This window comes from Streptosporangium sp. NPDC001559, from assembly GCF_042893955.1.
In the GTDB taxonomy this organism is placed as follows: domain Bacteria; phylum Actinomycetota; class Actinomycetes; order Streptosporangiales; family Streptosporangiaceae; genus Streptosporangium.
The window spans coordinates 709729-733833 of record NZ_JBIAVG010000001.1 but is presented as its reverse complement, the minus strand read 5'-3'; the positions used below and the strand labels follow the sequence as shown (position 1 = coordinate 733833).

Sequence of the window (24105 nt, the reverse complement as noted above, 5' to 3'; positions counted from 1 at the left end):
GGCCTTCTGTCTTAAGGGGGACGTGTCCCTCTTCTTGCCCTCATCTCCATTGATCATAAATTTCATGGCGTTCCTGGCTTTTCATATCGTTTATGCGGCCCATTGAACGTCGGGCGGACCCTCTCAGAGCGGGGGAGCGAGGGCGACCACCTCGGTCCTCGACCGCACGCCCAGTTTGCGCAGCACGGTCGCCACATGGGTCTCCACCGTACGAGGCGACAGGAACAGCACGTCGGCGATCTCCCGGTTGGTCTTGCCGAGCGCGACCAGCCTGGCCACCTCCCGCTCCCGCCGGGACAGCGCGCCGGAACCGCCCCTGCCCCGGGACCTCGGCGGCGCGACGCCGACCCCCGTGTCACGCAGCGTCCGCCTGCACCGGGCCGCGTCGTGGACCGCGCCGAGCTCGTCGTACCACCCGGCGAGCCCGGCCAGCAGCGAGGCGGCGGCCGGATCGCCCAGGGCGATCAGGGACCGCGCCCTGCCCTCCTGCGCCCTGGCCGCCTGGTACGGCTGCGGCAGGGCCCGGTAGGCCTCGTCGGCCCTGGCGAAACGGTCGGCCGCGGCGGCGTGCCGCCCGGCCGCCGCGGAGATCGTCCCCTCGGCGAGGGCGAGCCCGGCCCGCGCGGCGGGCGTGTCGTACCCCTCGATCCCCCGGGCGAACTCGGCGACCAGGGCGGCGGCCTCCTCGGCGTCGCCGGTCCTGACCAGCGCCGTGACGGCGGAGGGCACCAACGCGGCGCCCCACACCCACACGCCCTTGTGCCGCAGCCGCGCCACCGCGCGCGTGGCGTGACCGACGGCCTCCTGCGTCAGCCCCCTGGCCAGGCACAACTCGATCATGCCGCCCGCCGCGGTGAACATGACCGGCAGGAAGTGGCCGTCGGGCTCCTCAAGGCCGGTCGCGCGCAGATGCCGGGCCGCCTCCTCCCACTCACCCCTGGCCAGCGCCAGCATCCCCATGACCAGCCAGATGTCCGCGGCGGACAGGGGAGTCTCGGGGACCAGCTCCACCAGGGCGCGGGCCCGCTCGCGCAGCCCCTCCCAGCGGCCGGTGAGCCAGTCCCTGCGGATCGCCGTCGCGTTGAGCTGGTAGGCGGAGACCTGGGCGTTGGCCGCGGCGGCCAGCCGTACGCCCTCCCGGGCGAAACGCTCGGCCCACTCAAGGTGTCCCAGGGTCGCCGCCGCGTCCACGACGTTGGCGTAGGCCCTGGCGACCTCCCTGCGCACACTCGGGTTCCCGTCGGTGACCGGCAGCTCCGCCACCAGGTCGAACGCGCGCGGAGAGCCGAGGGTCATCTCGAAGGAGACCCGGTTGACCAGGACCGCGGTCGCGAGAGCCGGATCGTCGGCGTCCGTGATCAGCTCCTCGGCGCGGTCGATCCACTCCTGGTGGGCCGACAGGGGGTCGGAGCCCCACCACGGCATCGCGAGCGCCGAGCAGGCGCGGGCGGCGAGCATCGGCCGGTCCCGCAGCTCGCCGACCGCCGTGGCGATCTCCGGCCTGCCCTCCGCGCTGTTGTTGGCCTGGTTGCACAGCAGCAGCCCCAGGTTGAGCCGCGCCTCGCCGCGCACGTCGGGTTCGAGGAGGTCGTCGCTGAGCAGGCGGCGCAGCAGCCGTACCACCCGTTGGTGGGACAACCCGGTCGTGGCCAGGCGGCTCAGCGTCAGCATCAGCGGTTCCCGGTCACGCGGGGGCAGGTCCGGGTCGGCGAGCATGTCCTCGATCAGCTCGACCGCGACGGGGGTGTCGCCCAGCTTCGCGGCGTGGCTCGCCGCCGCGGTGCCGTACCGCAGCCAGGCCTCGCGCATCCCCGCCTGCCTGGCGTGGAAGGCGAGCTGCACCAGCGCCAGCGGATCGGCCTCCTGGAGCGCCGCCATCGCCCGCTCGTGCCCCGCCCGCCGTTCCGGGCCCGGGATCGCCTCGTAGACCGCCTGCTGGGCCAGGGCGTGGCGGAAGCCGTACCGGCCGGGGGGGTCCTCGTACAGGACCCCGGCGGCGAGGGCCTCACCGAGCCCGGCCAGGTCGCCGCCGACCGCGGTGACGAGCCGTTCGCCGACCGGGACGCCGAAGACGGCGGCGGCCCTGACCGTCCGCACCGCGGCCTCGGACAGCCCGGAGAGCTGGTCGGCGGTCGCCTCGCGCAGCAGCAACGGGACACCGACGTGGTCGAGCGCGTCCGGGCACTCGGAACCCGGCTCGTACGTCGAGGACAGCGACCTGAGGATCTCCTCGATCACGAACGGGATACCCGCCGTCCGCTCCCGCAGCCTGGTGACGAACGGCTCGGGCGGGTCCGGGCGGCCGAGCAGCGCCGCGGCCATGCCGCGCACCCCGGAGACGTCCAGCGGTGCCAGGGTGACCACCACGCTGTCGGCGCCCGCGGGACGCCGGTAGGCGTGGCCGAGCGGCAACGTGGCCTGCCCGTGCTGCCCGTCCCGCCGGTAGGTCACCACCAGCGTCAGCTCCTCCGGCGGCTGCCCGATGAGGAAGTGCAGCAGGTCCCTGGTCCCGTCGTCGGCCCAGTGCAGGTCCTCGACCACCAGTACGGCGGGCCCCACGGCGGCCAGCAGGGCGCGGACGGCGCGGAAGACCCGGTGCCGCTCGGCCCGGGAGTCACCGAGCGGCGGCGGCGCCGAGGGGAGGGGAAGTTCGGGCAGGTAGTCGCGCAGCGCCCCGATCACCGGGTTGAGGTCCCCGACGGGCGGCAGCCCACCGGCCAGGTCCCGCAGCGCCTCGAACACCGGCCCGTAGGGGAACGGCTCACGGATGCGGTGACAGCCGCCCAGCAGGACGAGACGTTCACCGGGGATGAGGTGGGCGAGCGCGGTGCGTACCAGCCGGGTCTTGCCGATCCCGGCCTCCCCCTCGACCAGGACGACCGCGGGCGGCCTGCTCATCGCCCTGACCAACGCCCGCAGCTCGTTGCCACGCCCGATCAGATCGGGTGACGCCGGGCTCCTCATGGCTGCTCCTGACGCTGCATCGCCCTCCCCGATATGAAGACGCTATCCGTCATAGCATCCGCATTCACCATCAGTTTGAGAAATTAACTGACTTGTTGTGACTTCAAGGAAATCATTGCAGTTCCAGGGCGTGGAGAGTCGAAGCGCCGTCGGCGGGTGGATTTCACCGGAAGCGCAACTCATAACTCTCGTTTATGGTTTTCTTCATCTTCCTATAAGGATCGGGGCCCTCCGGCGGCCCCCCGCGGCCCGGCGGCACAGAGCGCGGCGGGCCAGCCACCCCGCCAGAACGAGGACGGCGAGGGCGCCCGCGAACGGGGCGAGACGTCTCAGGAGGGGAATCCCCGCGACCTCCAGAAGGTCCAGGGCCTCCTCGTCGGGTGTGCGGGAGGTACGTGAGGTGCCCGCCGGGTGGACGTCCCGGCCCCCGGCGTTTTCTCCCTCCTTGGACTTTCCCGTCTCCCCGGAGGTTCCCTGCTTTTCGGATTTCGCGGCCTTTTCCGGATCCCCGGGCTTTCCGGGGACGGCGGTGAGACGACGGGACTCCCGGGGCGCGGTCTCCGAGCCCTGAAGCGACTCCGACAGATTCGCCGCGAACCGCTCGACCAGCCGGGAACCGACCTCCGACATCACGCCCCTGCCGAACTGGGCGGGCCGTCCCGTCACCGTGAAGGAGGTGTCCACGGTCACCCGCGTCCGCCCCTCTTCCGGACGCAGGTGCGCGACCACCGTCGCCGACGCCGTACCCGGGCCCCGTGTCTCCTTGCCGGTCGCCCCGATCGTCAGCGTACGGCCTGGTTCGTCCACCTCCTCGAACCTGGCCCTGCCCCGGTAGGTGAGGGTGATCGGCCCGACCTTCACCTTCAACCGCCCGGTCATCTCGTCGCCCTTGGCCGTCTCCAGCGTCGCCCCCGGCAGGCAGGGGGCGACGCGCTCGACGTCGAGCAGCGCCGTCCACGCCCGCTCGACCGGCACAGGAACCGTGAACTCGTGCTCGAACCGCATCGCCATCGAACCGCTCCTTGTCGATCACCACGTCGATCACCGCTCACACGCCGGAGGCCGGGGCCCGGCAGGGGACTCAGTGGCCCGCCGCGACGACCGCCCTGCGGGTCAGCACCCGGGCCAGATGACGCCGGTAGGCGGGGTCTCCGTGCAGGTCGGTGGGCGGGGAGGTGCCCTCGTCGGCCAGGTCACAGGCATGCCTGAGCCGATCCCCACCCGAGGCGGGTCCCCCGGGACCCGAGAACCCGGAGCCCGAGGGCTCCGAGCCTGAAGGCGTGATGGGGACACCCACGAGCGCGGTCTCGGTCGCCCGCGCCCGCACCGGGGTCGGGCCCATGTTGGTCAGCGCGATCCGCGCCTCCTCGACCACCCCACCTCCCTCGCCGAGCCGTACGGCCGCCGCCACCCCCACGGTGGCCCAGGACTGCGCGGTCCGGTGGAACTTCTCGTAGTGGAAACCCCAGCCTGGGCCGAGCTTGGGCACCCGCACCCCGACGAGCACCTCGCCGGGTTCGAGCGCGGACTCCAGATAGTCCACGAAGAAGCCGGCGGCGGGGATCTCCCGTTCCCCCTCGTCCGACCTGACGACCAGCACGCAGTCGAGCGCCAGGGCCACGGCGGGCAGGTCCCCCGCCGGGTCGGCGTGGGCCAGGGAGCCGCCGAACGTGCCGCGGTGCCGTACCGCGGGGTCGGCGACGGTGGCCGTGGCTAGCGCGAGCAGCGGGACCAGTTCCCTGACGACCTCCGAGCGCAGCACCTCGTCATGCGTGGTGAGCGCGCCGACGAACACGTGGTCGCCCCGGTCCTCGACACCGCGCAGCTCGGCCAGCCGCCCCACGTCGACCAGCGCCGACGGGTAGGACAGCCGCAGGCGCAGCAGCGGCAGCAACGACTGGCCGCCCGCCAGCACCTTGACGTCCTCACCCGCCTCGTCGGCCTCGGCGAGCACCCGGCACGCCTCGTCGAGCGAGCCGGGCCTGACGTAGTCGAACGGCGCCGGAATCATCGGGCACCCCCCTCGAAGCCCTCCGGATCGCCGGAGGCCGGAGGCCTCTCCGATGCCCCGGCGGCGTCGGAGCCCACCGAAGCCCCGGAGGCCCCGAAGGCGCCCAGGGCCCGCGAAGCGCCGAAACCCTCCGGAGCCCCGGCGGTCATGGCCCGCCAGACGCGCTCCGGGGTGCAGGGCATCCGCACGTCGTGCACGCCGTACGGGCGCAGGGCGTCGACGACCGCGTTGACCACGGCGGGGGTCGAGGCGATCGTGCCCGCCTCCCCGACGCCCTTGACGCCCAGCGGGTTGCTGGTCGCGGGAGTCTCCGTCCTGTCGGTGACGAACTCCGGCAGGTCGGCCGCCGACGGGATCAGGTAGTCGGCCATCGTCGTGGTGAGCAGGTTGCCCTCCACGTCGTGGATCGCCTCCTCGAACAGCGCCTGCCCGACGCCCTGCGCGATGCCGCCGTGCACCTGGCCCTCGACGATCAGCGGGTTCACCACGGACCCCACGTCGTCGACGGCGACGTACGACCTGATCACGGTCCCGCCCGTCTCGGTGTCCACCTCGACCGCGCACAGATGGGTGCCGTGCGGGAAGGAGAAGTTCTCCGGGTCGAAGGTCGTCTCGGCGTCCAGGCCGGGTTCGACGCCGTCCGGCAGGTCGTGCGCGGCGAAGGCGGCCAGCGCGACCTCCTGGATGGTCCGTCCCTGTGTGGTTCCGCGCACCCGGAACGACCCGTCGGCGAACTCGACGTCCTGCGTCGAGGCCTCAAGCATGTGGGCGGCCAGTTCCCGCGCCCTGTCCTTCACCTTCTCGCAGGCCGACAGTACGGCGACGCCCCCGACGACCAGCGACCGGGAGCCGTAGGTGTCCATGCCCTTGTGCGAGACCGCCGTGTCGCCGTGCAGCACCGAGACGTCCTCGAACGGCACGCCGAGCGCGTCGGCCGCGATCTGGCTCCAGGCCGTCTCGTGCCCCTGGCCGTGCGGGCTCGTCCCGGTCACCACCTCGACCTTGCCGGTCGGCAGCACCCTGACCGAGGCGTGCTCCCAGCCGCCCGCGCCGTAGTTGAGCGAGCCCAGCACCCGCGAGGGCGCGATGCCGCACATCTCGGTGAAGGTCGAGACGCCGATGCCGAGCTGCACCGGGTCGCGCTCCGCCCGCCGCCGCGCCTGTTCCGCCCTGAGCGCGTCGTAGCCGAACAGCTCAAGCGCCCGGTCCGTCGCGGCCTCGTAGTTCCCCGAGTCGTAGGTCAGGCCGCAGACCGTGGTGTAGGGGAACTCCTCATGGGTGATCCAGTTACGGCGCCGTACCTCAATGGGGTCGAGACCGAGCTCGTGGGCCAGCTCGTCCATGGCCCGCTCGATGGCGAAGGTGGCCTCGGGACGCCCCGCGCCCCGGTAGGCGTCGGTCGGCATCTTGGTGGTGAAGACGCCCGTGCAGGTGAAGTCGTAGGCGTCCATCTTGTAGATGCCGCCGTACATGAACGCCCCGAGCAGCGGCACCCCCGGCGTGACCAGCATCAGATAGGCGCCCATGTCGGCCAGCAACTCGACCTGTACGGCCCGCAGCCGCCCGTCCCGCTCGGCGGCGAGCCGGATCCGCTGGAGCTGGTCACGGCCGTGGTGCACGGTCAGGTTCCCCTCGGAACGGGACTCCGTCCACTTCACCGGCCTGCCGAGCCTGCGGGTCAGCAGCAGCGCGAGGACCTCCTCCGCGGTCACCTGGAGCTTGGACCCGAAACCGCCGCCCACGTCGGGGGCGATCACCCGCAGCCGGTGCTCGGGGATGCCGGTGGTCATGGCCAGCATCACCCGCAGCACGTGCGGGATCTGGGTCGCCGAGTACAGGGTGAAGGAGTCGCCGTCGGTCGTCGCGACCACGGCCCTCGGCTCCATCGCGGTCGGGATGAGCCGCTGCTGGACGTAGGAGCGATCGACGACCACCGGCGCGTCACGGAGGGCCGCCTCGACGTCCCCCTGGGAGAAACGCCAGGTGAAAGCCCTGTTCCCGGTCTCGTGGACCTTCGGGGAGCCCTCGGTGAGCGCCTCGGTCATGTCCACGACCGCCGCAAGCGGCTCGTAGTCGACCTCGATGTCCTCCAGGGCGTCGGCGGCGGCGTAACGGTCGGTCGCCACCACGCAGGCGACCGCCTCACCGACGTAGCGGACCTTCTCGACCGCCATCGGCGGATGGTCGGGGATGACGACGTCCTCGGTGACCGGCCACGCGCACGGCAGGCTGCCCTGTTCGCCGGCGAAGTCCTGACCGCGGAACGCGGCCACCACGCCGGGCCGGGAACGCGCGGCGGAGGTGTCGACCCGGGTGATCCTGGCGTGCGCCATCGGAGCGCGCAGGAACGCCACGTACAGCATGCCGGGAAGCCGGATGTTGTCGGTCCAGGTGGTCCTCCCGGTGACCAGCCTGGCATCCTCCTTACGCCTCCGAGCCCTGCCGACCTCACGGCCCTCGTCGGCCTCGTGGTTTCGGGGGAGATCCGCCGGAACCGCCCGTCCGCGTCCCTGAGGCCCGTGGCCCCTGCCGGTCGCGTGGTTCTCGTCGGTCTCGCGATTCCCGCGGAGGGTGCCGAGCCGGTCGTTCCCGGCGGTTCGCTCGGTCATGGCGTTCCGCCCTCTCGCCCCGCCATCTCCTGGGCGCCGCGCCGTACGGCCCTGACGATGCCGGTGTATCCGGTGCAGCGGCACAGGTTGCCCTCAAGTCCCCGGCGCACCGCCTCCTCCGACGGGTCCGGGTCGTTCCTGACCAGGTCGATCGCGGCCATGATCATGCCGGGGGTGCAGTAGCCGCACTGCAGCGCGTGCTCGGCGTGGAAGGCCTTCTGCATGGGATGCCACTCCGGCCCCCTGGCCAGACCCTCGATCGTGACGACCTCACCCCCGTCGGCCTGTACGGCCAGCACGGAGCAGCTCTTGACGCTGACGCCGTCGAGCATGACGGTGCAGGCACCGCAGTTGCCGGTGTCACAGCCGATCGGGGTCCCGGTTCTGCCGAGCCGGTCCCTGAGCAGATGGACGAGCAGCAGGCGCGGCTCGACCTCCTCCTCGTAAGTGATCTCGTCAACGGTGACGGTGATCCGAGGCATAGACCCTCCCGATGCACCTGTGGCGGCCCGGAAGGCGGAGCCGGACAAACGTATACGTATCTCCCTGTTTCTGCCCGTCACCCTTCCTCTTCAAGCAGGCGAATCCGCAGCTCAGGGGCGTGAGATCCACGACGTCGACCGACCGAGTGTCCTCGTACGCGGGCACGAGTGGCGGCCGGCCGATCCACCGGCCGGCGTTCCGTGCCACATCGGCCTCTCCGGTCTCCGCCGCGACGCGGCCGAGAATCAGGTCGGTGCGAGCCTGCCGGGCGCTCCGGTCCTCAACGGCCGCCTTCTCGGGCGTCAAGAAAGGCCACCACCGCCGGGACGGCTTGGAGATTCGTGTGGCCCCGACGCCGTGGGAACGTAAGTGACCGATCGGGGAGCGGCCCGCCGGTCACCGAATTGAACGCCGGATGAAGAAAGACGCTCGACTGGGAAACCCCAGCCGAGCGTCTCGTCAGGCTTCTGGAGGCGGTCGGTTATGCCATATGGAGGGCGATCCGGAAAGTGCGCCGTCCAGGACCGTCGCGTCCGTCATTCTCGGGTGTCGCGTGAGACCCGTTCGGGAAGCGCGCTTAGGTCCGACCGCCGACGTAGATCTTCCTAGCTCCACCGAATGGAAGAGGTCTTGTCGTTCATGTCCGCGCCGATCCAACTGGAATCGTGTTCCCAGGAGGTGCTGTTTCCCTTGAAGTTCTCGTTCTCGTAGTGCATGACCCAGCACCCTCCGTAGGTCTCGTAGGAGGAGATCGCGTTGTTCAACCAGCCCGACAGACTGCTGACCTCGTAGTCGACGCCGACATCCTTCCTGCAGCCGTAAGGGGACTGGAAGGTGTAGGACCCGCCTCCCCAGTTGCCGTGCTCGTACTCGATCCCGACGACGTTCGGCGGCTGGGGGGTCTTGGTGGGCCGAACCGATGCGGTTCGGCCGTCGGTCTGGTCGAGGGCCCCCTGGTTGAGGGCGTTGATGCGGCGCTTGAGGTCGGAGTCGGCCATGGCGGTCGCGGTGTCGGCGGGAGCGTTGGTGATCGCCCCGCCGGTGGCGTCGGCGATGGCCGCGGTGAAGGTGGTGTAACAGGTGGTGTTCTCGCTGGAGAGCACGATGGAGGGCTTGCTCGCGGTCAAGTGGACCACGCAGTGCCTACCGGCCGGAGAGGCCTGGCCGACGGTGTTGAGGGAGGAGAGGGAAACGGGCGACGGAGAGGCTGAGGGCGACGGAGAGGCGCCGACGGCGGGCGCGACGGCCACACCGAGAGCCGCCAACGCGGCGACCGTGCCGATGGACATGGTGAGAAAACGCATTGATCGATCAACCCCCGAAGATTGAATCGGACAACGTGTGAACCGGGTGTTCCCGGCGCGGCTGACCCTGTCAGCAAGATCACTTGAAGATCAATACCGTGTCCGCCCCGGCACCGAAATGGCCCGCGCGGCACAAGACGATCTCACCCCGGAAATGCAGAAATCCGAGAACTCGTCGGCGACCCGTGCCCGTCCGGAAGTGTTCTCCCGAACCCGCACGGTGACGGTTCTCGGGAAAGCCGGCCAGGAAACAGACGGCGCCAAAAGCCGAAGCCGCCAGGCCGGACTTCACGATGCGAACGAAAACGCCCCGTTCCGCCCGGGACTCGGACACCCCAGATGCAAACGTGAAAGCCCCGGCTCCCACTTTTCCACCCCGGAGCGAGGGCTTCCGGCTCAGGCTTTCCCGGTGCCAAGCGTGAGGGTTTTGACCTTGTGCTTTCCCGGCCCCAAGTGTGAGGAGTGTCGGCTTGGGCGCGTCGGTGTCTGGACTGAGGAACGCGGGAGCGCAGCGACGGAGTGACGAGGGAAGACACCGACTCAGAGGCGCCCAAGCCCGCGACGCCGCCAGGCGGAGCAAAGAGGCACGGCTTGGGCGCGTCGGTGTCTGGACTGAGGAACGCAGGAGCGCAGCGACGGAGTGACGAGGGAAGACACCGACCCGAAGCGTCCAAGCCCGCGACGCCGAAGGCGGCGCAAAGAGGCACGACCCGCGCTGCCGAAGGCAGCGCAATATCAACGCCGTACGGCCCTGGCCAAGATCGCCGCGAACCCCGCCAGCCCCAGCCCTCCGAGGACCACCGGGAGCATGACCAGGGGCTCGATGTCGGGCAGGGTGATGAAGAGGATGCCGGTGACGATGAACAGCAGGCCGCTGAGCAGCGCCATCCAGTCCGTGCGGTGCACCCGCCGGCGCACTTCGGGCTCGTTGTCAGGCCGCACGCCGTACCTCCACGTCTCCGATGCCCGCCTTGACGTCGAGCACGATGGTCGGCGCGTCGCCCTTCGGCTGGACCTCGGGCTCCAGGATCTTGTCGTAGCGGACGTCGGCGCCGCCCTCGACCAGGTGGTCGATCTTGACTTCGCCGATCTTGGTGTATGCCTTGACCTCGACCCTGGCGGTCGGGGGGAGGATCACGCGGAGCTCGCCCACGGAGATGGAGGCGGCGAGGACGGTTCGTGACCCGGGGGTCAGGGGCAGTTCGCTCAGGTCGAGGGTGCCTTCGCCGATGCCCACCGCGTAGGCGGGGGCCATGTCGGCCATGCTGGTCGGCTCCCAGTGGTAGCTGCCGAACTTCCTCGGCATGCCGGTGAGCGTCGATCCGGCGACGAGGGCGAGCGCGAGGACGGTGCCCACGGCGACCAGGGCGGTGCCCCTGCCGAACCAGGCGGCGACCAGCAGGCCCGCGCCGATGGTGATGAGCATCGCGCCACCGACGGCCGTCATGTTCACAGATCCGGACGGGGACTGGACCGCCACGATGATTCCTCCGACGATCAGGGCCAGGAACATGGTGATGACCCCGACGAACGTTCTTGGGCGCCTGGGCCTGGCCGTCTTCTGCGGCGGCGGGCCGTACGCGGGCGGGCCGTAGGGGGAGTACGGCTGCTGCCGCCTGCCGGGGTCGAGCGGGCGGTAGGGGCCGTAGGGGGAGAACGGCTCTCCCGAGGAGTCGAAGGGCATCCGCGTCGCGGTGTACGGCCCGCTGGAGGCCGCCCGCACGGTTCGCGGGGCGTCCCCGGGCGGGGCGGGCGCCGCGTTGACGGTCGTCTCCTCCGTGTACGGCCGGGCCGCGACGGGGGGCTCGGGGACTTCGGGTGCCGCAGGAGTGACCGGGGCCTCGGGCGCCGAAGGAGCCTCAGGGGCCGCGGCGGCCGGGGACACGGGTGCCTCGGGGGCCGGGGACACAGAGGACTCGGGAGCCGAAGGCGTCTCGGATGCCGGGGGGACCTCGGAAGTCGCAGAAACCGGAGGCACGGGTGCTTCGGTCGTGTCCTGGTGAGGCCGTGGGTACGGCTGCGCCACGGGACCCTGGGGCGTGCCGTACGGCTCCCCGGAGGAAGGCGGCGCGGGGGAGGCCCTGAAGGAGAAGCCGGGAGGGCCGGGAGGGTTGGAGAAGGACGGGGGAGCCGGGGGGTGGAAGGCCCGGCGCGGGCGGAGCCGTTCGGGCAGGGAACGGGTGACGGCCAGCAGGTCGACGCCGCGCGAGTGGGCGGTGAGCAGCGCGATGGCGAACAGCGTGCCGACCACGACGGTGCCGGTGCCGATGCCGTCCGAGGACAGGTTGATGATCAGGCCGACGGCGAAGACGCCGGCCAGCAGGGCCAGGACGGTCTCGCTGTCGAAGTCGCGCCTGGTCCACTGCTCCATGTAGCCGGGGCCGCCGTTGGTCTCCCGCATGAGCAGGAACGCCGCGATGTAGAGCATGACGCCGATGCCCGACCCCAGCACCAGTATGGCGAAGGCCACCCGGAACAGCACCGGGTCGACCCCTGTGTGGCGGCCGAGTCCCGCGCAGACACCGGTGAGCATCCGGCCCTCTTCGGAGCGCCCGAGCGTCCTGTTCCGCTGGGACGAGGGAGATGGCGAGTCGGGCGGGGTGCTCGCCGGGTCCTGCGCGTTCCCGGTGTCGTTCATGTGTCCATCGTGGCCTGGTCGGGGTGGTGGTCGCATCCGGGAGACCCCTGAGTCGTCCCCTACCGAACGAGCCTTCCTCAGGGTCCCGTCAGGGGAACGCCGGATGCGGAGATACCGTCCGACGTGTGACGATGCTGGTGATATGGCTGACAGAACGATGATTCGCGACGCGGCGCCCGCGACCTCGGAGGAACCCGCCTCCCCCCGGCTGATGCGGCCGGTCGAGGGGCGGCTGTTCGCGGGTGTCGCCCAGGGCGCGGCCGCCCAGCTCGGGCTCGACCCGGTGGTGCTGCGGCTGGCCTTCGTGCTGCTCACGGTCCTGGACGGGATCGGCGCCGTGGCCTACGCGGCGCTGTGGATGTTCACGCCGCGCGAGCCGTACGAGGGCAGGGAACCGGCGAGGGACTGGAGCCAGCTGGCCGCCTACGGCGCGATCGGCATGGCGCTGCTGGCCCTGGGGTGGCTCACCGGAGCCTCCGCGGGGGGAATCGGCGCGTGGCCGATCGCGGTCGGCGGCATCGGCTCGCTGATCCTGTGGCAGCAGGCCGACCCCGACCGGCGGCGGCGCTGGATGTCCACCACGGTCGGGCAGGTACGCCAGAACCGGGTCCGTACGTTCGTCGGCCTCGGGCTGGTGGTCGTCGGGGCGATCGGCTTCCTGGCGGTGACCAACGAGCTGGGCAGCGCCCGCCCCGGCATCATGTTCACGCTGGTTGTCGTCGGCGGGGTCGCGCTCATCGCGGCGCCGTGGCTGGCGGCCCTGTGGAAGGAGCTCCAGCGGGAGCGGCGTGAGCGCATCCGGCAGGAGGAGCGGGCCGAGTTCGCCGCGCACGTGCACGACTCCGTCCTGCACACGCTGACGCTGATCCAGCGCAACGCGCACGACTCCCGTGAGGTGATGCGGCTGGCCCGCTCCCAGGAGCGTGAGCTGCGCAACTGGCTCTACCAGCCCAAGCAGGACGCCGACGCCTCGGTCGCGGCGGCCGTACGGCGGGTGGCGGCCGAGGAGGAGGACGCGCACGGCGTGCCCATCGAGATCGTCTGCGTCGGCGACTGCCCGCTGACCCCGGAGTTGTCGGCGATGATGCAGGCGGCGAGACAGGCTATGGTCAACGCCGCGAAGTACTCCGGCTCGCCGGTCATCTCCGTCTACGCCGAGGCGGAGCCGGAGGAGGTCGTCATCTTCGTCCGGGACCGGGGTGTCGGCTTCGACATGAAGGACGTCCCGGAGGACCGGATGGGCATCCGCCAGTCGATCATCGGCAGGATGGAGCGCAACGGCGGCAGTGCCCGGGTCAGGACCGAGCCGGGCGAGGGTACGGAAGTGATGCTGACCATGAAACTGGAGAAGGTGTGAGCGTGTGAGCGCCGTCAGGGTTCTGATCGTCGACGACCACCGGCTCTTCCGCTCGGGCGTCCGCGCCGAGCTGGGCGACTCGGTCGAGGTGATCGGTGAGGCCGAGGACGTGGAGTCGGCGGTCAAGGCCATCGCCGAGCTGCAGCCCGACGTGGTGCTGCTGGATGTGCACATGCCGGGCGGCGGCGGCCAGGAGGTGCTGCGCCGGGTGCTCGGGTCGGGCTCGCCGGTACGGTTCCTGGCCCTTTCCGTCTCCGACGCGGCCGAGGACGTCATCGGCGTGATCCGGGGCGGCGCGAGGGGTTACGTCACCAAGACCATCAGCGGGCGTGAGCTGACCGACGCGATCCGCAGGGTCGCCGAGGGCGACGCGGTCTTCTCCCCGCGTCTGGCGGGTTTCGTGCTGGACGCCTTCGCCTCCAGTGAGGCCCCGCCGATCGACCCCGAACTCGACTCGCTGACCCAGCGGGAGCGTGAGGTGCTGCGCCTGATCGCCAGGGGCTACGCCTACAAGGAGATCGCGAAGGAGCTGTTCATCTCGGTGAAGACGGTTGAGACGCATGTTTCGTCCGTCCTGCGTAAGCTTCAGCTCTCCAACAGGCATGAACTGTCACGATGGGCGACCGCGCGCCGTCTGGTGTGATCTGTACTATATGTAACTTATGTGCGACTCTGCGATGTATGGGTCGTGACGTACCTGCCATGGTGTTCAGCCGGGAGGACCGCCGACGCTACCGGGACAAGATCCGGCGGTCCCTCGACGCGCTGGCGCGGATGCTGCGTGAGTTCAGGTTCGAGGCCGACAGGCCACGAGCGGGCCTGGAGATAGAGCTCAACCTGGTCGACGACCGGGGCGAGCCCACGATGAAGAACGCCGAGGTGCTGGCGGCGATCGCCCAACCGGACTGGGCGACCGAGCTGGGCCAGTTCAACGTCGAGATCAACGTCCTGCCCGAGCCGCTTGAGGGGGACGGCGCCGTACGCCTGGAGAAGGCGGTGCGCGACCGGCTCAACCACGCGGAGGAGCGGGCCGACACGGTCGGCGGCCACCTGGTGATGGTCGGCATCCTGCCCACGCTGCGCGAGAGCGACGTGCACGAGGGGACGCTGTCGGCCAACCCCCGCTACCGGCTGCTCAACGAGCAGATCTTCGCGGCCAGGGGCGAGGACATGCATCTGTCGATCGAGGGCGGGGAGAGCCTCGACACCTATGCCGACAGCATCACGCCCGAGGCCGCCTGCACGAGCCTCCAGCTCCACCTCCAGGTGGCCCCCTCGGCGTTCGCGGCCACCTGGAACGCCGCCCAGGCCGTCGCCGGGCCACAGGTCGCGGTCGCGGCCAACTCGCCCTTCCTGTTCGGCAGACTCCTGTGGCAGGAGACCAGGATCCCGCTGTTCGAACAGGCGACCGACACCCGTCCCGTCGAGCTGCGGGCTCAAGGGGTGCGGCCGAGAGTGTGGTTCGGCGAACGGTGGATCACCTCGGTCTTCGACCTGTTCGAGGAGAATGTCCGCTACTTCCCGCCGTTGCTGCCCCTGTGCGAGGAGGCGGACCCGCAGGAGGAACTCGACCGGGGCGTCCCGCCGGAGCTGGCCGAGCTGACCCTGCACAACGGGACCGTCTACCGCTGGAACCGGCCGGTCTACGCGGTCGTGGACGGCGTCCCGCACCTGAGGGTGGAGAACCGGGTGCTGCCCGCCGGGCCCTCGGTGGCCGACGTCGCGGCGAACGCGGCCTTCTACTACGGCCTCATGCGCGTGCTCACCGAGGCCGAGCGGCCGATCTGGACGCGCATGCCCTTCTCCGCCGCGCGGGACAACCTGCACTCCGCCGCCAGGCACGGTCTCGGCGCCCGCCTCTACTGGCCGGGCGAGGGTGAGGTGACCGCCTCGGACCTGATCCTGCGCCGCCTGCTGCCGATCGCCGACGAGGGCCTCCGGCTGCGGGGCGTGGACGCGGAGGTACGCGACAGGCTGCTCACCATCGTCGAACGGCGGTGTGCGACGGGCAGGACCGGGGCCAGGTGGCAGACCGGCACGGTCGAGACCCTCGAAGCGGCCGACGGACTCGACCGGCACGAGGCGCTGCGCCGGATGACCCTGCGCTACATCGAGCACATGCACACCAACGAGCCGGTCCACACCTGGCCCCTGAACTGAGCCCCTGAACTGAGCCCCCGAACCGAGCCCCTGCCCGGAGCGCCGTCCTGGGTGCCGTTCCCGGCGCCGGGTACGCCGCGGCGCCTACCCGGAAATCCGCCACGAGGTTGATGTCGGCGTCACCCTGGTCCGCCTAGTCTGTTGATCGGTGGTCCACCAGGGGGTGATGTCATGCGGAAGATGGTCGGGCAGATCGGCTGGGCCGTACGGGGGGCGTGTCGTGCGAGCGATCCCGAGCTGTTCTTCCCGCTGGCGCAGGCGGTCGAGCAGGAGGCGCGGGCGAAGGCGGTCTGCTCAGGCTGCCCGGTCCTGGGCGAGTGCCGCGCCTACGCGCTGAGGGCGGCCGAACCCGAGGGCATCTGGGGCGGTCTCACCGTTCAGGAACGGCGCGGGCTGCGCTTCCCGGCAGGGTGGCGGCGGCCCGAGGCCGGATGACCCATCCCGGAACCGGCAGGGACGGAGGCGGGATGACGCGACGCGTGCACCCGGAGAGCATGGGCTTCAGGACCTTCAAGGCGGTACGGCGGGCGGCGCGCGAGCGGGCCGCGCCCGTCAGGCAGCGGCAGCGGGCCGCGCTGGCGGGGGCGGTCGCCGTGCTGGCGGCGGCCAACGTGCTCAACAACCGGGTCGCGCCGAGGCTGGCCCCGCTGACCTCGGCCGCCACGGTCGGCGTCCTGCTCGCGGTCGCCCGTCGCCGTGGGATCTCCTGGTCGGAGGTCGGCTTCCAGGAGGGTTCCCGCGGCCTGTTGATCGGGGGTGCCCTGGCCTCCGCGGTCGCCGGGGCCTACGGGGTGGGGATCGCGCTGCCCGCCACCCGGGGGTTCTTCCGCGACGAGCGGGCGCTGGCGCTCTCACCGGCCAGGGTGGCCGAGGAGGCCCTGATCCAGGTGCCGTTCGGCACGGTCCTGCTTGAGGAGGTCGGCTTCCGCGGGGTGGTGCACGCCCTCGTCGCCCGTTCGCACGGGCCCGTCACGGCGACCGCGGTCTCCTCGGCCCTGTTCGGCCTCTGGCACGTGCTGCCCGCGATCGACATGCTGACCGCGAACCCGGCCCTCGGCCGCCTGGCCGCGGGGGAGGACCCCACGCCGGGCAAGCCGTCCACGCGGGAGGTCTCCCGGGCGGTCGCCGGTTCCGTGGTCGCGACGGCGCTCGCCGGGGTCGTGTTCTGCGAGCTGCGGCGCAGGGGAGGCCTGGCCGCGCCGTCGCTGCTGCACGTGGCGACCAACTCGCTCGGCTACCTGTTCGCGCGGCTGGCCCCCGCCGACGCCTCTCGCTGACGTGACGGTCCCCGTGCCCTGAGAGGACACGGGGACCGTGGGACGTGCGTGCTCAGCGGATTCCTGTGGGTGCGTGAACGGCATCCCTCCTTTCCGTGTTTCGCGCCGGGACGCGCGGGTCAGTGTTCGGCGTGGTCGGACAGGCCCTCGCGCTGGATCTTCTTCCAGGACCTGGGCTCCTGGAGCGGGCCGGTGGGGGCGGCGCTGCGGGCGTTGGCCGCCACCGGGGGCGAGGCGGGCTTGCCCGCGGTGAACAGCCAGGTCCTGAACAGGTCGTCCAACGGCCTGCCGGCCAGACGCCCGGCGTAGGCGACGAAGTCCTCGACGCGGGCGTTGCCGTACTTGTTGGCCACGGGCCAGCCCTTGAGGATCTTGAAGAAGGTCTCGTCGCCGACCTCGCCGCGCAGGGCCTGCAGGGCGATGGCGCCCCGGTTGTACACCGCGGCGTGGAACTGGTTCTCGGCACCGGGGTCACCCGGCCTGACCTGCCAGAACGGGCTGTCCGCCGGGTAGAAGCCGTAGGTGTAGGCGGCCAGCTCCGCGGCGGTCCCCTCGCCCTCCTTCTCCGACCAGAGCCACTCGGCGTAGCGCGCGAAGCCCTCGTTGAGCCAGATGTCGCGCCAGGTCTTCACCGAGACGTCGTCGCCGAACCACTGGTGCGCCTGCTCGTGCACCACCACGTAGGGGTTGGCCCCGCTGCGGAAGTGACGCGGGCTGTAGAAGGGCCTGGTCTGGGTCTCCAGGGCGTAGCCGGTGGGCACGTTGGGGACGTAGCCGCCGATCGCGTCGAACGGGTAGGGGCCGAAGACCCCGGTCTCCCAGTCGAGGATCTCCGCGGCGCGCCCGACGCTCGCCTTGGCCGCGCCCTCGTCGGCTCCGAGATCCCTGCTGTAGGCGCTGAAGACCGGCAGGCCGCTCTCGGTGGTGTCCGTGACGATCTCGAACCTGCCGACCGCGAGGGTGGTCAGGTAGGTCGCCTGGGGCTTGGCGGAACGCCAGTTGTAGCGGGTCCAGCCGAGGCGGGAGACGGCCGACTGCAGGGTGCCGTTGCTGATGGCCTGGGTCCCGTCGGGAACGAGGACGGAGACGTCGTAGGTCGCCTTGTCCGAGGGGTGGTCGTTGCTCGGGAACCACCACCAGGAGCCCTCGGGCTCGCCCGCCGCCACACCGCCGTCGGGGGTGCGCAGCCAGGGGTTGATGCCGTTGACCGTCACCTGGGACGGCGTGCCCGCGTATCTCACCACGACGGTGACGGGCTGGTTCCTGCGCAGGGGAAGCGCCGGGGTGATCTCAAGCTCGTGGGCCCCGGACCGGGCGAAGGTCGCCTTGCGGTTGTTGACCAGGACCTCGCTGACCGTCAGCGCGAAGTCGAGGTTGAAGCGGGTCAGGTCCTGGGTCGCGGTGGCCGTGATGGTCGCCGTGCCCTCCAAGTGGTCGTCGGCGGGCTGGTACTTCAATCTCAGGTCGTAGTGGGCGACGTCGTATCCGCCGTTTCCGTAGTCGGGGTAGTAGGGGTCGCCGACCCCCGGCGCGCCCTGACCCGCCGTGACGGCACCGGCTGGCAGGCTCGTGAACATGCCGGCGAGGGCGACGACTGCGGTGGCGAGGACTCTCTTGCGCACGTTTGTCTCCATCCGGTCGTTAAGCATGCATTACCTACCTGAATACTAGGTAATGTGGGCAAAGCTTACAAGAGACGAACGCGATCGTGGTCTCAGACGGTCAGGACACGCTGCGGACCGGTCGGACCTTCTCGGATTCCTTCATGGGTTCACCGCGGCCGGAGGATCGAGAACACCGTTCACAGGGCGCTCGACGCGGATGGGAGGGGGCCGCCCGCCCACGCGGGCGGCCTGGGGCTCCGCCGAAGGAGTACGGCTCGCAGGCCGGAGGTCAGACGGTCAGGACGCGCTGGAAGGCCTCCGCGTAACGGCCCTCGCCGAAACCCGCCGTGACCGCCGTCTGGCCGAACCGGTCCCGCACGAAGCCGTCGAGGTCGTCCATGTGGCTCACCTGGCTGGCGTGGGCGCGCAGCGCGCTGATCTTGCGGTCCACGGTCTCGGTGATGTCCACGTGGTGGTCCGGGGTCGGGGAGCCGTTGAGCCAGACCTCCCTGACCGTCCACGCCTCAAGACCCTCCTGGAGCAGAAGCTCGGGGAAGGCGTAGGGGTTGCGGGCGTCGGGGTAGACGGCGTCGAGGGCGGCCCCGCCGACGGCCCGGTGGTCGGGGTGGCTGGGGGCGACGAAGCGGTAGTTGCGCTCCGGTGAGTGGGTGATCACCAGGTCGGGCCTGACCTGGCGGATGACCCGGGCGATGTCACGCCGCAGGTCGAGACTCTGCACCACGGAGCCGTCCGGGTAGCCCAGGAAGCGCACGTCGGTCACGCCGACGGCCTTGGCGGCCGCCGTCTGTTCGCCACGGCGCAGCTCGGCCATCCCGCCGTTGTCCACCTCCCGGTCGAAACCCCCCGCGTCGCCGTCCGTGACGACGCAGTACGTCACCTCGACACCACGGTCGGTGAAACGCGCGATCGAGCCCGCCGCGCCGAAGTCGACGTCGTCAGGGTGGGCGGTGACCACGAGCACCCGCTCGATCTCGCTCTCCGACAACATGTGCGCCCCCTCGTGTCGTTCACGTACTGATGAATTCTCATAACCGTCCACCGGCCCGCCCACATTCCTGGACCCGGCTGTCGGCGGGCCGCCTTACCCTAGGGGACGTGTCGATCCCAGCCGCTCCCCTGACCCATCCGTTGCTCGACGGGCTCAATCCCCAGCAGCGTGAGGCCGTCGTGCACCACGGCGCCCCCCTGCTCATCGTCGCGGGCGCGGGCTCCGGCAAGACACGGGTGCTGACGCACCGCATCGCCTACCTCCTGGCCGAGCGCGACGTCAGGCCGCAGGAGATCCTGGCCATCACCTTCACCAACAAGGCCGCCAGGGAGATGAAGGACCGGATCGACGCCCTCATCGGCCCGCGTTCGGCCTCGATGTGGGTGATGACCTTCCACAGCGCGTGCGTGCGCATCCTGCGCAGGGAGGCCAAGCGGCTCGGCTTCCCCACGAGCTTCTCCATCTACGACCAGGCCGACTCCCAGCGGCTGATGGCCATGGTCTGCAGGGAGATGGACCTCGACCCCAAGCGTTACCCGCCGCGCTCCTTCTCGGCGCAGGTCAGCAACTTCAAGAACGAGCTGATCGACTACGAGACGGCCGCGGCCCAGGCGGGCACCCACCTGGAGCGCACCCTCGCCGAGGCCTACCGCAACTACCAGCGCAGGCTCACCGAGGCCGGCGCGATGGACTTCGACGACCTCATCATGCTGACGGTCACGCTGCTGCAGATCTTCCCCGACGTCGCCGAGCACTACCGGCGCCGCTGGCGGCACGTCATGGTCGACGAGTACCAGGACACCAACCACGCCCAGTACACCCTGGTCAGAGAGCTGGTCGGCTCTCCCGAGCTGGTCACCGCGGACGGCGAGGTGGTCAGGGAGGGCACCGTCGACCCCGCCGAGCTGTGCGTCGTCGGCGACGCCGACCAGTCGATCTACGCCTTCCGCGGCGCGACGATCCGCAACATCCTGGAGTTCGAGCGCGACTACCCCGACGCCAGGACGATCCTGCTCGAACAGAACTACCGCTCGACCCAGACGATCCTCAGCGCGGCGAACGCGGTGATCTCGCGCAACGAGAGCCGCAAGCCGAAGAACCTCTGGTCCGACCAGGGCGCGGGGCCGAAGATCATCGGTTACGTCGCGGACAACGAGCACGACGAGGCCATGTTCGTCGCCCAGGAGGTGGACAGGCTCGCCGACGACGAGGAGGTCATCCCCGGTCAGGTGGCCGTGTTCTACCGCACCAACGCGGCCTCCCGGGTCTTCGAGGAGATCTTCATCAGGACCGGCCTGCCGTACAAGGTGGTCGGAGGGGTGCGCTTCTACGAGCGCAAGGAGGTTCGCGACCTGCTGGCCTACCTCAGGGTCCTGGCCAACCCGAACGACGTGGTCTCGCTGCGCCGCATCCTCAACGTGCCCAAGCGCGGCATCGGCGAGCGGGCCGAGGCCATGGTCGAGGCGTTCGCCTCCCGTGAGCGCGTCTCGTTCTGGGAGGGGCTGCGCCGGGCCGACGAGGCGCCGGGCATGGCCACCCGCTCGCTCAACGCGATCAAGGACTTCGTCGCGCTGCTCGACGGCCTGCTCGCCAAGGCGGAGACGACGCCGCCCTCCGAGCTGGCCCAGGAGGTGCTTGAGGCCACCGGCTACCGCGCCGAGCTGGCCGCCTCGGAGGACCCGCAGGACGAGAGCCGTCTGGAGAACCTCGACGAGATGGTCTCGGTCGCCTCCGAGTTCGAGGAGGCCAACCCCGAGGGCACGCTGGTCGAGTTCCTCGAACAGGTCTCACTGGTGGCCGACGCCGACCAGATCCCGGCCGGTGACGGCGGCCAGGGCGTGGTCACGCTGATGACGCTGCACACGGCCAAGGGGCTGGAGTTCCCCGTGGTCTTCCTGACCGGCATGGAGGACGGCGTCTTCCCGCACATGCGTTCGCTGGGCGAGCCCAAGGAGCTTGAGGAGGAGCGCAGGCTGGCCTACGTCGGCATCACCCGGGCCGAACGGCGTCTGTACCTCTCCCGCGCGGCCGTCCGCAGCTCCTGGGGCGCCCCCGCCTTCAACCCGGCCTCCCGGTTCGTCACCGAGATCCCGGCCGACCTGGTCGAGTGGCGCGGCGACCCCGGCAAGAGCGCCTGGAGCGCCGCGACGACCCGCCGTGAGGCACGGCCCGCCCAGCCCAGGAAGACAGGCGGGCGGCAGGTCCCCAACCTGGCCCCCGGCGACCGGGTCACCCACGACCAGTTCGGCCTGGGCACGGTCGTCTCGGTCGACGGGGTCGCGGAGAAGACCAAGGCGAAGATCGACTTCGGTAGCGGCGGGGAGAAGACCCTGCTGCTGACCTACGCGCCGATCGAGAAGCTCTGACCCCGGTTCACCCGGTGAACAGGCTGTTGAGGGAGACGTTCCCGGGGTCGGCGTCACCGATCCTCAGCTCGTCGAAGTCGGCGACCTCGGCGGCGGGCGGGGCCTTGAGCGCCGAGCGCAGGCCCCAGCCGCCGTACTGGGTGTCGTTGAAATAGGTGACGTCGACGCTGGTCAGGCCCCGTACGGACTGGACGTACGACGAGACGGCACGCCGGGGGAGCTGGTCGGCGCCGAGATAGAGCCGCCAGCTCACCTTGAGCGGGGCCGACTTGGCCGAGGGCTTCGCGCCGAGCACCGCGCGGGCCGACGGGGAGATGCGGTACAGCTCGCCCAGGGTGAAGGAGCCGGAGCGGACGACGGTCCTGGTGCCGTCCAGGGTCCCGCCGGGACGGGCCGGGCCCGCGTGGGCGAGCGCGGCCCGCAGCGTCGCGGGCTCCAGGGGGTTGAACAGCCGCTGCGCGGGGTTGGTCACGGTGAGGATGTCGTCACGGCCGCGCAGCCACTTCTTCCCCTCGGGGAAGGAACCCGCGTAGACGCCGCCCTGGGTGTAGGAGACGCCCTTCACGGTGATCGTCCGGGAGGGGGCGAACGGCTCGGAGGGGGTGCCCTCCGCGGCGGGCAGTTCGAGGGAGTTGGTCAGGTCGGACGCCACGACCCCCGAGGGGCCGAACTCCAGCACGCCCTTGACCCGGCCGTACACCGTGCGCGGGCTTCCGCCGTCGCCGACGAGCTTGGCCCTTTCGACGATCCTCACCCCGTGCCCGGCCTTGAACCGCCCCTTCAACGCCGCCACGGGATCGGCGGCGAGGGCGTTGGCGGGCGGGGCCGCCGTCAGCAGGGGGAGTGCCAGGGCCGTGACGGCGGCACCGGTCAGGGCGGCGGTCGTTCGCCTCATCGAGAAGATCCTCCCGGGGTGTCCCCGCGTCGTCGCAGGGGGGTGAGGAGATTGTCGCCCACCCGGGGGATCAACGAGACGTGCCCGGCGGACACGGTCCGCCGGGCACGTACATGTTCGCCGTCTTTCCGGATCAGTGGTTCCGGGAGGTGCCCGTCCCCGGGCGGTCGACGAAGGCGTTCACCTGACCGCGCAGGATCGAGACCTGGGCCTCGGGCTTGGTCAGCCGCAGGTCCTTGAGCTCGGCGACGGTCTCGGGCTCGGGCGTCTTGATCGACACGATGCTGCCCCAGCCGCTGTAGACGGTGTCGTAGACCGTCGTGGTCTTGGCGCCAAGGGTGTAGCTGGTCGTCAGACGCCGGGGAAGCTGGTCGGCGCCGACGTAGAGCTTCCAGCTCATCACGGTCTTGCTCGCGTTCGTGGTCAGCCCGATGCCCTGCGAGGCGCGGAACCACGGCGAGACCTTGGCCAGCTCACCCCAGGTGATCTTCCCGGCGTAGAACCCGGCGCGCTTGGTGGTGGCGTGTCCGAGCAGCGCCTTGAGCGTCGCGGGCTCGGCGGCGTTGACCGACTGGCTCGCCTCACCGACCGCGCCGAGTGTGCCGTGGGGGAAGCCGATCTTGTCATGGGGGAAACGGATCCAGGACTTGCCCTCGGGGACGAACTCGCCAAGGGGGCCTCCTGAGACGTAGGTCGTCTTCGCGAGGTGGATCACCCGCTCTGGCTTGGCCATACCTCTGATCAGCCTGACGAAGGGATCTTCCTCGCCGTTCTCGTCGGAGTCGGAGAACTCCTCAAGCATCTTGCGGGTCGCCTCGTCGATCCGGTACTTCCCGGTCTGGTCGGACGCGACGACGCCCGACGGGCCGAACTGCAGGACGCCTTTACGGTCGGCGGCGATCGCGCTCTTCTGGCCCTTGGCGTAGATCTTCGTCTTGTCGACGAAGGTCACACCCTGGCCGCTGACGAGCTTGCTCTTCAGCGCGGCGACCGGGTCGGCGGCCTTGGCGTGCGCGGTCGACGCGAGCGCGGGGACGCTCACCACGGCCATGGCCGCGCACGCCAGACCGGCAATGTATCGCTTCAAAGGGGGATTCCTCCTGAACATACCCTCCGCCCCGTTCGGGAGGGCTCAGGGTATTCATATCAGATATGATCATCGTAAAATGCGATATCTGATGGCTTATTCGTAATTAGTTGTGAATATTTGGTGCAGTGTCTTTCCGGTCACCTTCCGTGAACCCCGCCCGCCGCTCCGCACCGCCCAGGACCAGGCAGGCGCGTGAGCCGTACGGCGGGCGGCGGGGGCCGGGCGGCGGGGCGGTGACGGGGCGTGGTGTCCGACAGGCGAGTGCGGCGCAGAACCAGGCGGGACGTGGTGTCCAACTGAGACGGACGGGAATGTCGCCGGAGGCGATATGCGAAAGG

Annotated in this window: 20 protein-coding genes; 6 read left to right on the top strand and 14 right to left on the bottom strand. The window is 70.6% G+C overall.

Translation table 11 applies throughout. The features are described from left to right. Positions 1-123: 123 nt before the first annotated feature. From ACFYY8_RS03270 to ACFYY8_RS03225, 10 genes are all read right to left on the bottom strand, one after another. A complete protein-coding gene (locus ACFYY8_RS03270) occupies positions 124-2964 on the bottom strand; it encodes an AAA family ATPase (RefSeq protein ID WP_390036635.1) in 2841 nt (946 codons plus the stop codon). A gap of 204 nt (positions 2965-3168) precedes the next feature. Beyond that, entirely contained in the window at positions 3169-3975 is an 807-nt protein-coding gene (locus ACFYY8_RS03265) for an SRPBCC family protein (protein WP_390036633.1), read from the bottom strand. 70 nt (positions 3976-4045) lie between these two features. Further along, on the bottom strand, positions 4046-4975 hold the full coding sequence (locus ACFYY8_RS03260) for an FAD binding domain-containing protein (RefSeq protein ID WP_390036631.1): 930 nt from the start codon (positions 4973-4975) through the stop codon (positions 4046-4048). Beyond that, positions 4972-7584, bottom strand: coding sequence for a xanthine dehydrogenase family protein molybdopterin-binding subunit (locus ACFYY8_RS03255; RefSeq protein ID WP_390036629.1), 2613 nt, complete (start codon positions 7582-7584; stop codon positions 4972-4974). The genes ACFYY8_RS03260 and ACFYY8_RS03255 overlap by 4 nt, the downstream gene beginning before the upstream one ends. Next, positions 7581-8066, bottom strand: a complete 486-nt coding sequence (locus ACFYY8_RS03250; protein ID WP_390036627.1) for a (2Fe-2S)-binding protein — start codon at positions 8064-8066, stop codon at positions 7581-7583. The genes ACFYY8_RS03255 and ACFYY8_RS03250 overlap by 4 nt, the downstream gene beginning before the upstream one ends. Beyond that, on the bottom strand, positions 8041-8373 hold the full coding sequence (locus tag ACFYY8_RS03245; protein WP_390036625.1) for a hypothetical protein: 333 nt from the start codon (positions 8371-8373) through the stop codon (positions 8041-8043). Before ACFYY8_RS03245 ends, ACFYY8_RS03250 begins: the two co-directional genes overlap by 26 nt. A 299-nt stretch (positions 8374-8672) precedes the next feature. Further along, positions 8673-9371: a hypothetical protein gene (locus ACFYY8_RS03240; protein WP_390036623.1), complete on the bottom strand. Its 699-nt coding sequence runs from the start codon at positions 9369-9371 to the stop codon at positions 8673-8675. A gap of 79 nt (positions 9372-9450) precedes the next feature. Further along, entirely contained in the window at positions 9451-9663 is a 213-nt protein-coding gene (locus tag ACFYY8_RS03235) for a hypothetical protein (RefSeq protein WP_390036621.1), read from the bottom strand. Between the two features lie 443 nt (positions 9664-10106). Beyond that, positions 10107-10313: a hypothetical protein gene (locus ACFYY8_RS03230; protein WP_352010103.1), complete on the bottom strand. Its 207-nt coding sequence runs from the start codon at positions 10311-10313 to the stop codon at positions 10107-10109. Beyond that, positions 10303-12009 (bottom strand): PspC domain-containing protein, encoded by a 1707-nt coding sequence (locus ACFYY8_RS03225; protein ID WP_390036618.1) that lies wholly within the window; start codon positions 12007-12009, stop codon positions 10303-10305. Before ACFYY8_RS03225 ends, ACFYY8_RS03230 begins: the two co-directional genes overlap by 11 nt. 142 nt (positions 12010-12151) lie before the next feature. On the opposite strand from ACFYY8_RS03225, the gene ACFYY8_RS03220 reads away from it, so the two are divergent. The 5 genes from ACFYY8_RS03220 (at position 12152) to ACFYY8_RS03200 (ending at position 16803) form a co-directional block, all read left to right on the top strand. Further along, positions 12152-13366: a PspC domain-containing protein gene (locus ACFYY8_RS03220; RefSeq protein WP_390036616.1), complete on the top strand. Its 1215-nt coding sequence runs from the start codon at positions 12152-12154 to the stop codon at positions 13364-13366. Between the two features lie 4 nt (positions 13367-13370). Further along, positions 13371-14009, top strand: coding sequence for a response regulator (locus ACFYY8_RS03215; RefSeq protein WP_390036614.1), 639 nt, complete (start codon positions 13371-13373; stop codon positions 14007-14009). A gap of 38 nt (positions 14010-14047) precedes the next feature. Next, entirely contained in the window at positions 14048-15526 is a 1479-nt protein-coding gene (locus ACFYY8_RS03210; RefSeq protein WP_390036612.1) for a glutamate--cysteine ligase, read from the top strand. A gap of 171 nt (positions 15527-15697) precedes the next feature. Continuing rightward, on the top strand, positions 15698-15961 hold the full coding sequence (locus ACFYY8_RS03205) for a WhiB family transcriptional regulator (RefSeq protein WP_390036610.1): 264 nt from the start codon (positions 15698-15700) through the stop codon (positions 15959-15961). A 32-nt stretch (positions 15962-15993) separates the two neighbouring features. Next, positions 15994-16803, top strand: coding sequence for a CPBP family intramembrane glutamic endopeptidase (locus tag ACFYY8_RS03200; RefSeq protein ID WP_390036608.1), 810 nt, complete (start codon positions 15994-15996; stop codon positions 16801-16803). 119 nt (positions 16804-16922) lie between these two features. On the opposite strand, the gene ACFYY8_RS03195 is transcribed toward ACFYY8_RS03200, so the two are convergent. Continuing rightward, complete coding sequence (locus ACFYY8_RS03195) at positions 16923-18425, bottom strand: M1 family metallopeptidase (RefSeq protein ID WP_390036606.1); 1503 nt, start codon at positions 18423-18425, stop codon at positions 16923-16925. Between the two features lie 271 nt (positions 18426-18696). After that, positions 18697-19416 carry a PIG-L deacetylase family protein gene (locus tag ACFYY8_RS03190; RefSeq protein ID WP_390036604.1) on the bottom strand — a complete coding sequence of 240 codons (720 nt, stop codon included), beginning with the start codon at positions 19414-19416 and terminating at the stop codon, positions 18697-18699. A gap of 140 nt (positions 19417-19556) precedes the next feature. Here ACFYY8_RS03190 and pcrA point away from each other — a divergent pair, with 140 nt between their 5' ends. Further along, the gene (pcrA, locus tag ACFYY8_RS03185) at positions 19557-21782 is read left to right on the top strand and encodes a DNA helicase PcrA (RefSeq protein WP_390036933.1); all 2226 of its coding nucleotides are present in this window, start codon (positions 19557-19559) and stop codon (positions 21780-21782) included. Between the two features lie 7 nt (positions 21783-21789). On the opposite strand, the gene ACFYY8_RS03180 is transcribed toward pcrA, so the two are convergent. Together ACFYY8_RS03180 and ACFYY8_RS03175 are read right to left on the bottom strand one after the other, a co-directional pair. Beyond that, complete coding sequence (locus ACFYY8_RS03180; RefSeq protein ID WP_390036602.1) at positions 21790-22677, bottom strand: hypothetical protein; 888 nt, start codon at positions 22675-22677, stop codon at positions 21790-21792. Between the two features lie 133 nt (positions 22678-22810). Then, a complete protein-coding gene (locus ACFYY8_RS03175; protein ID WP_390036600.1) occupies positions 22811-23764 on the bottom strand; it encodes a hypothetical protein in 954 nt (317 codons plus the stop codon). Positions 23765-24105: the final 341 nt, after the last annotated feature.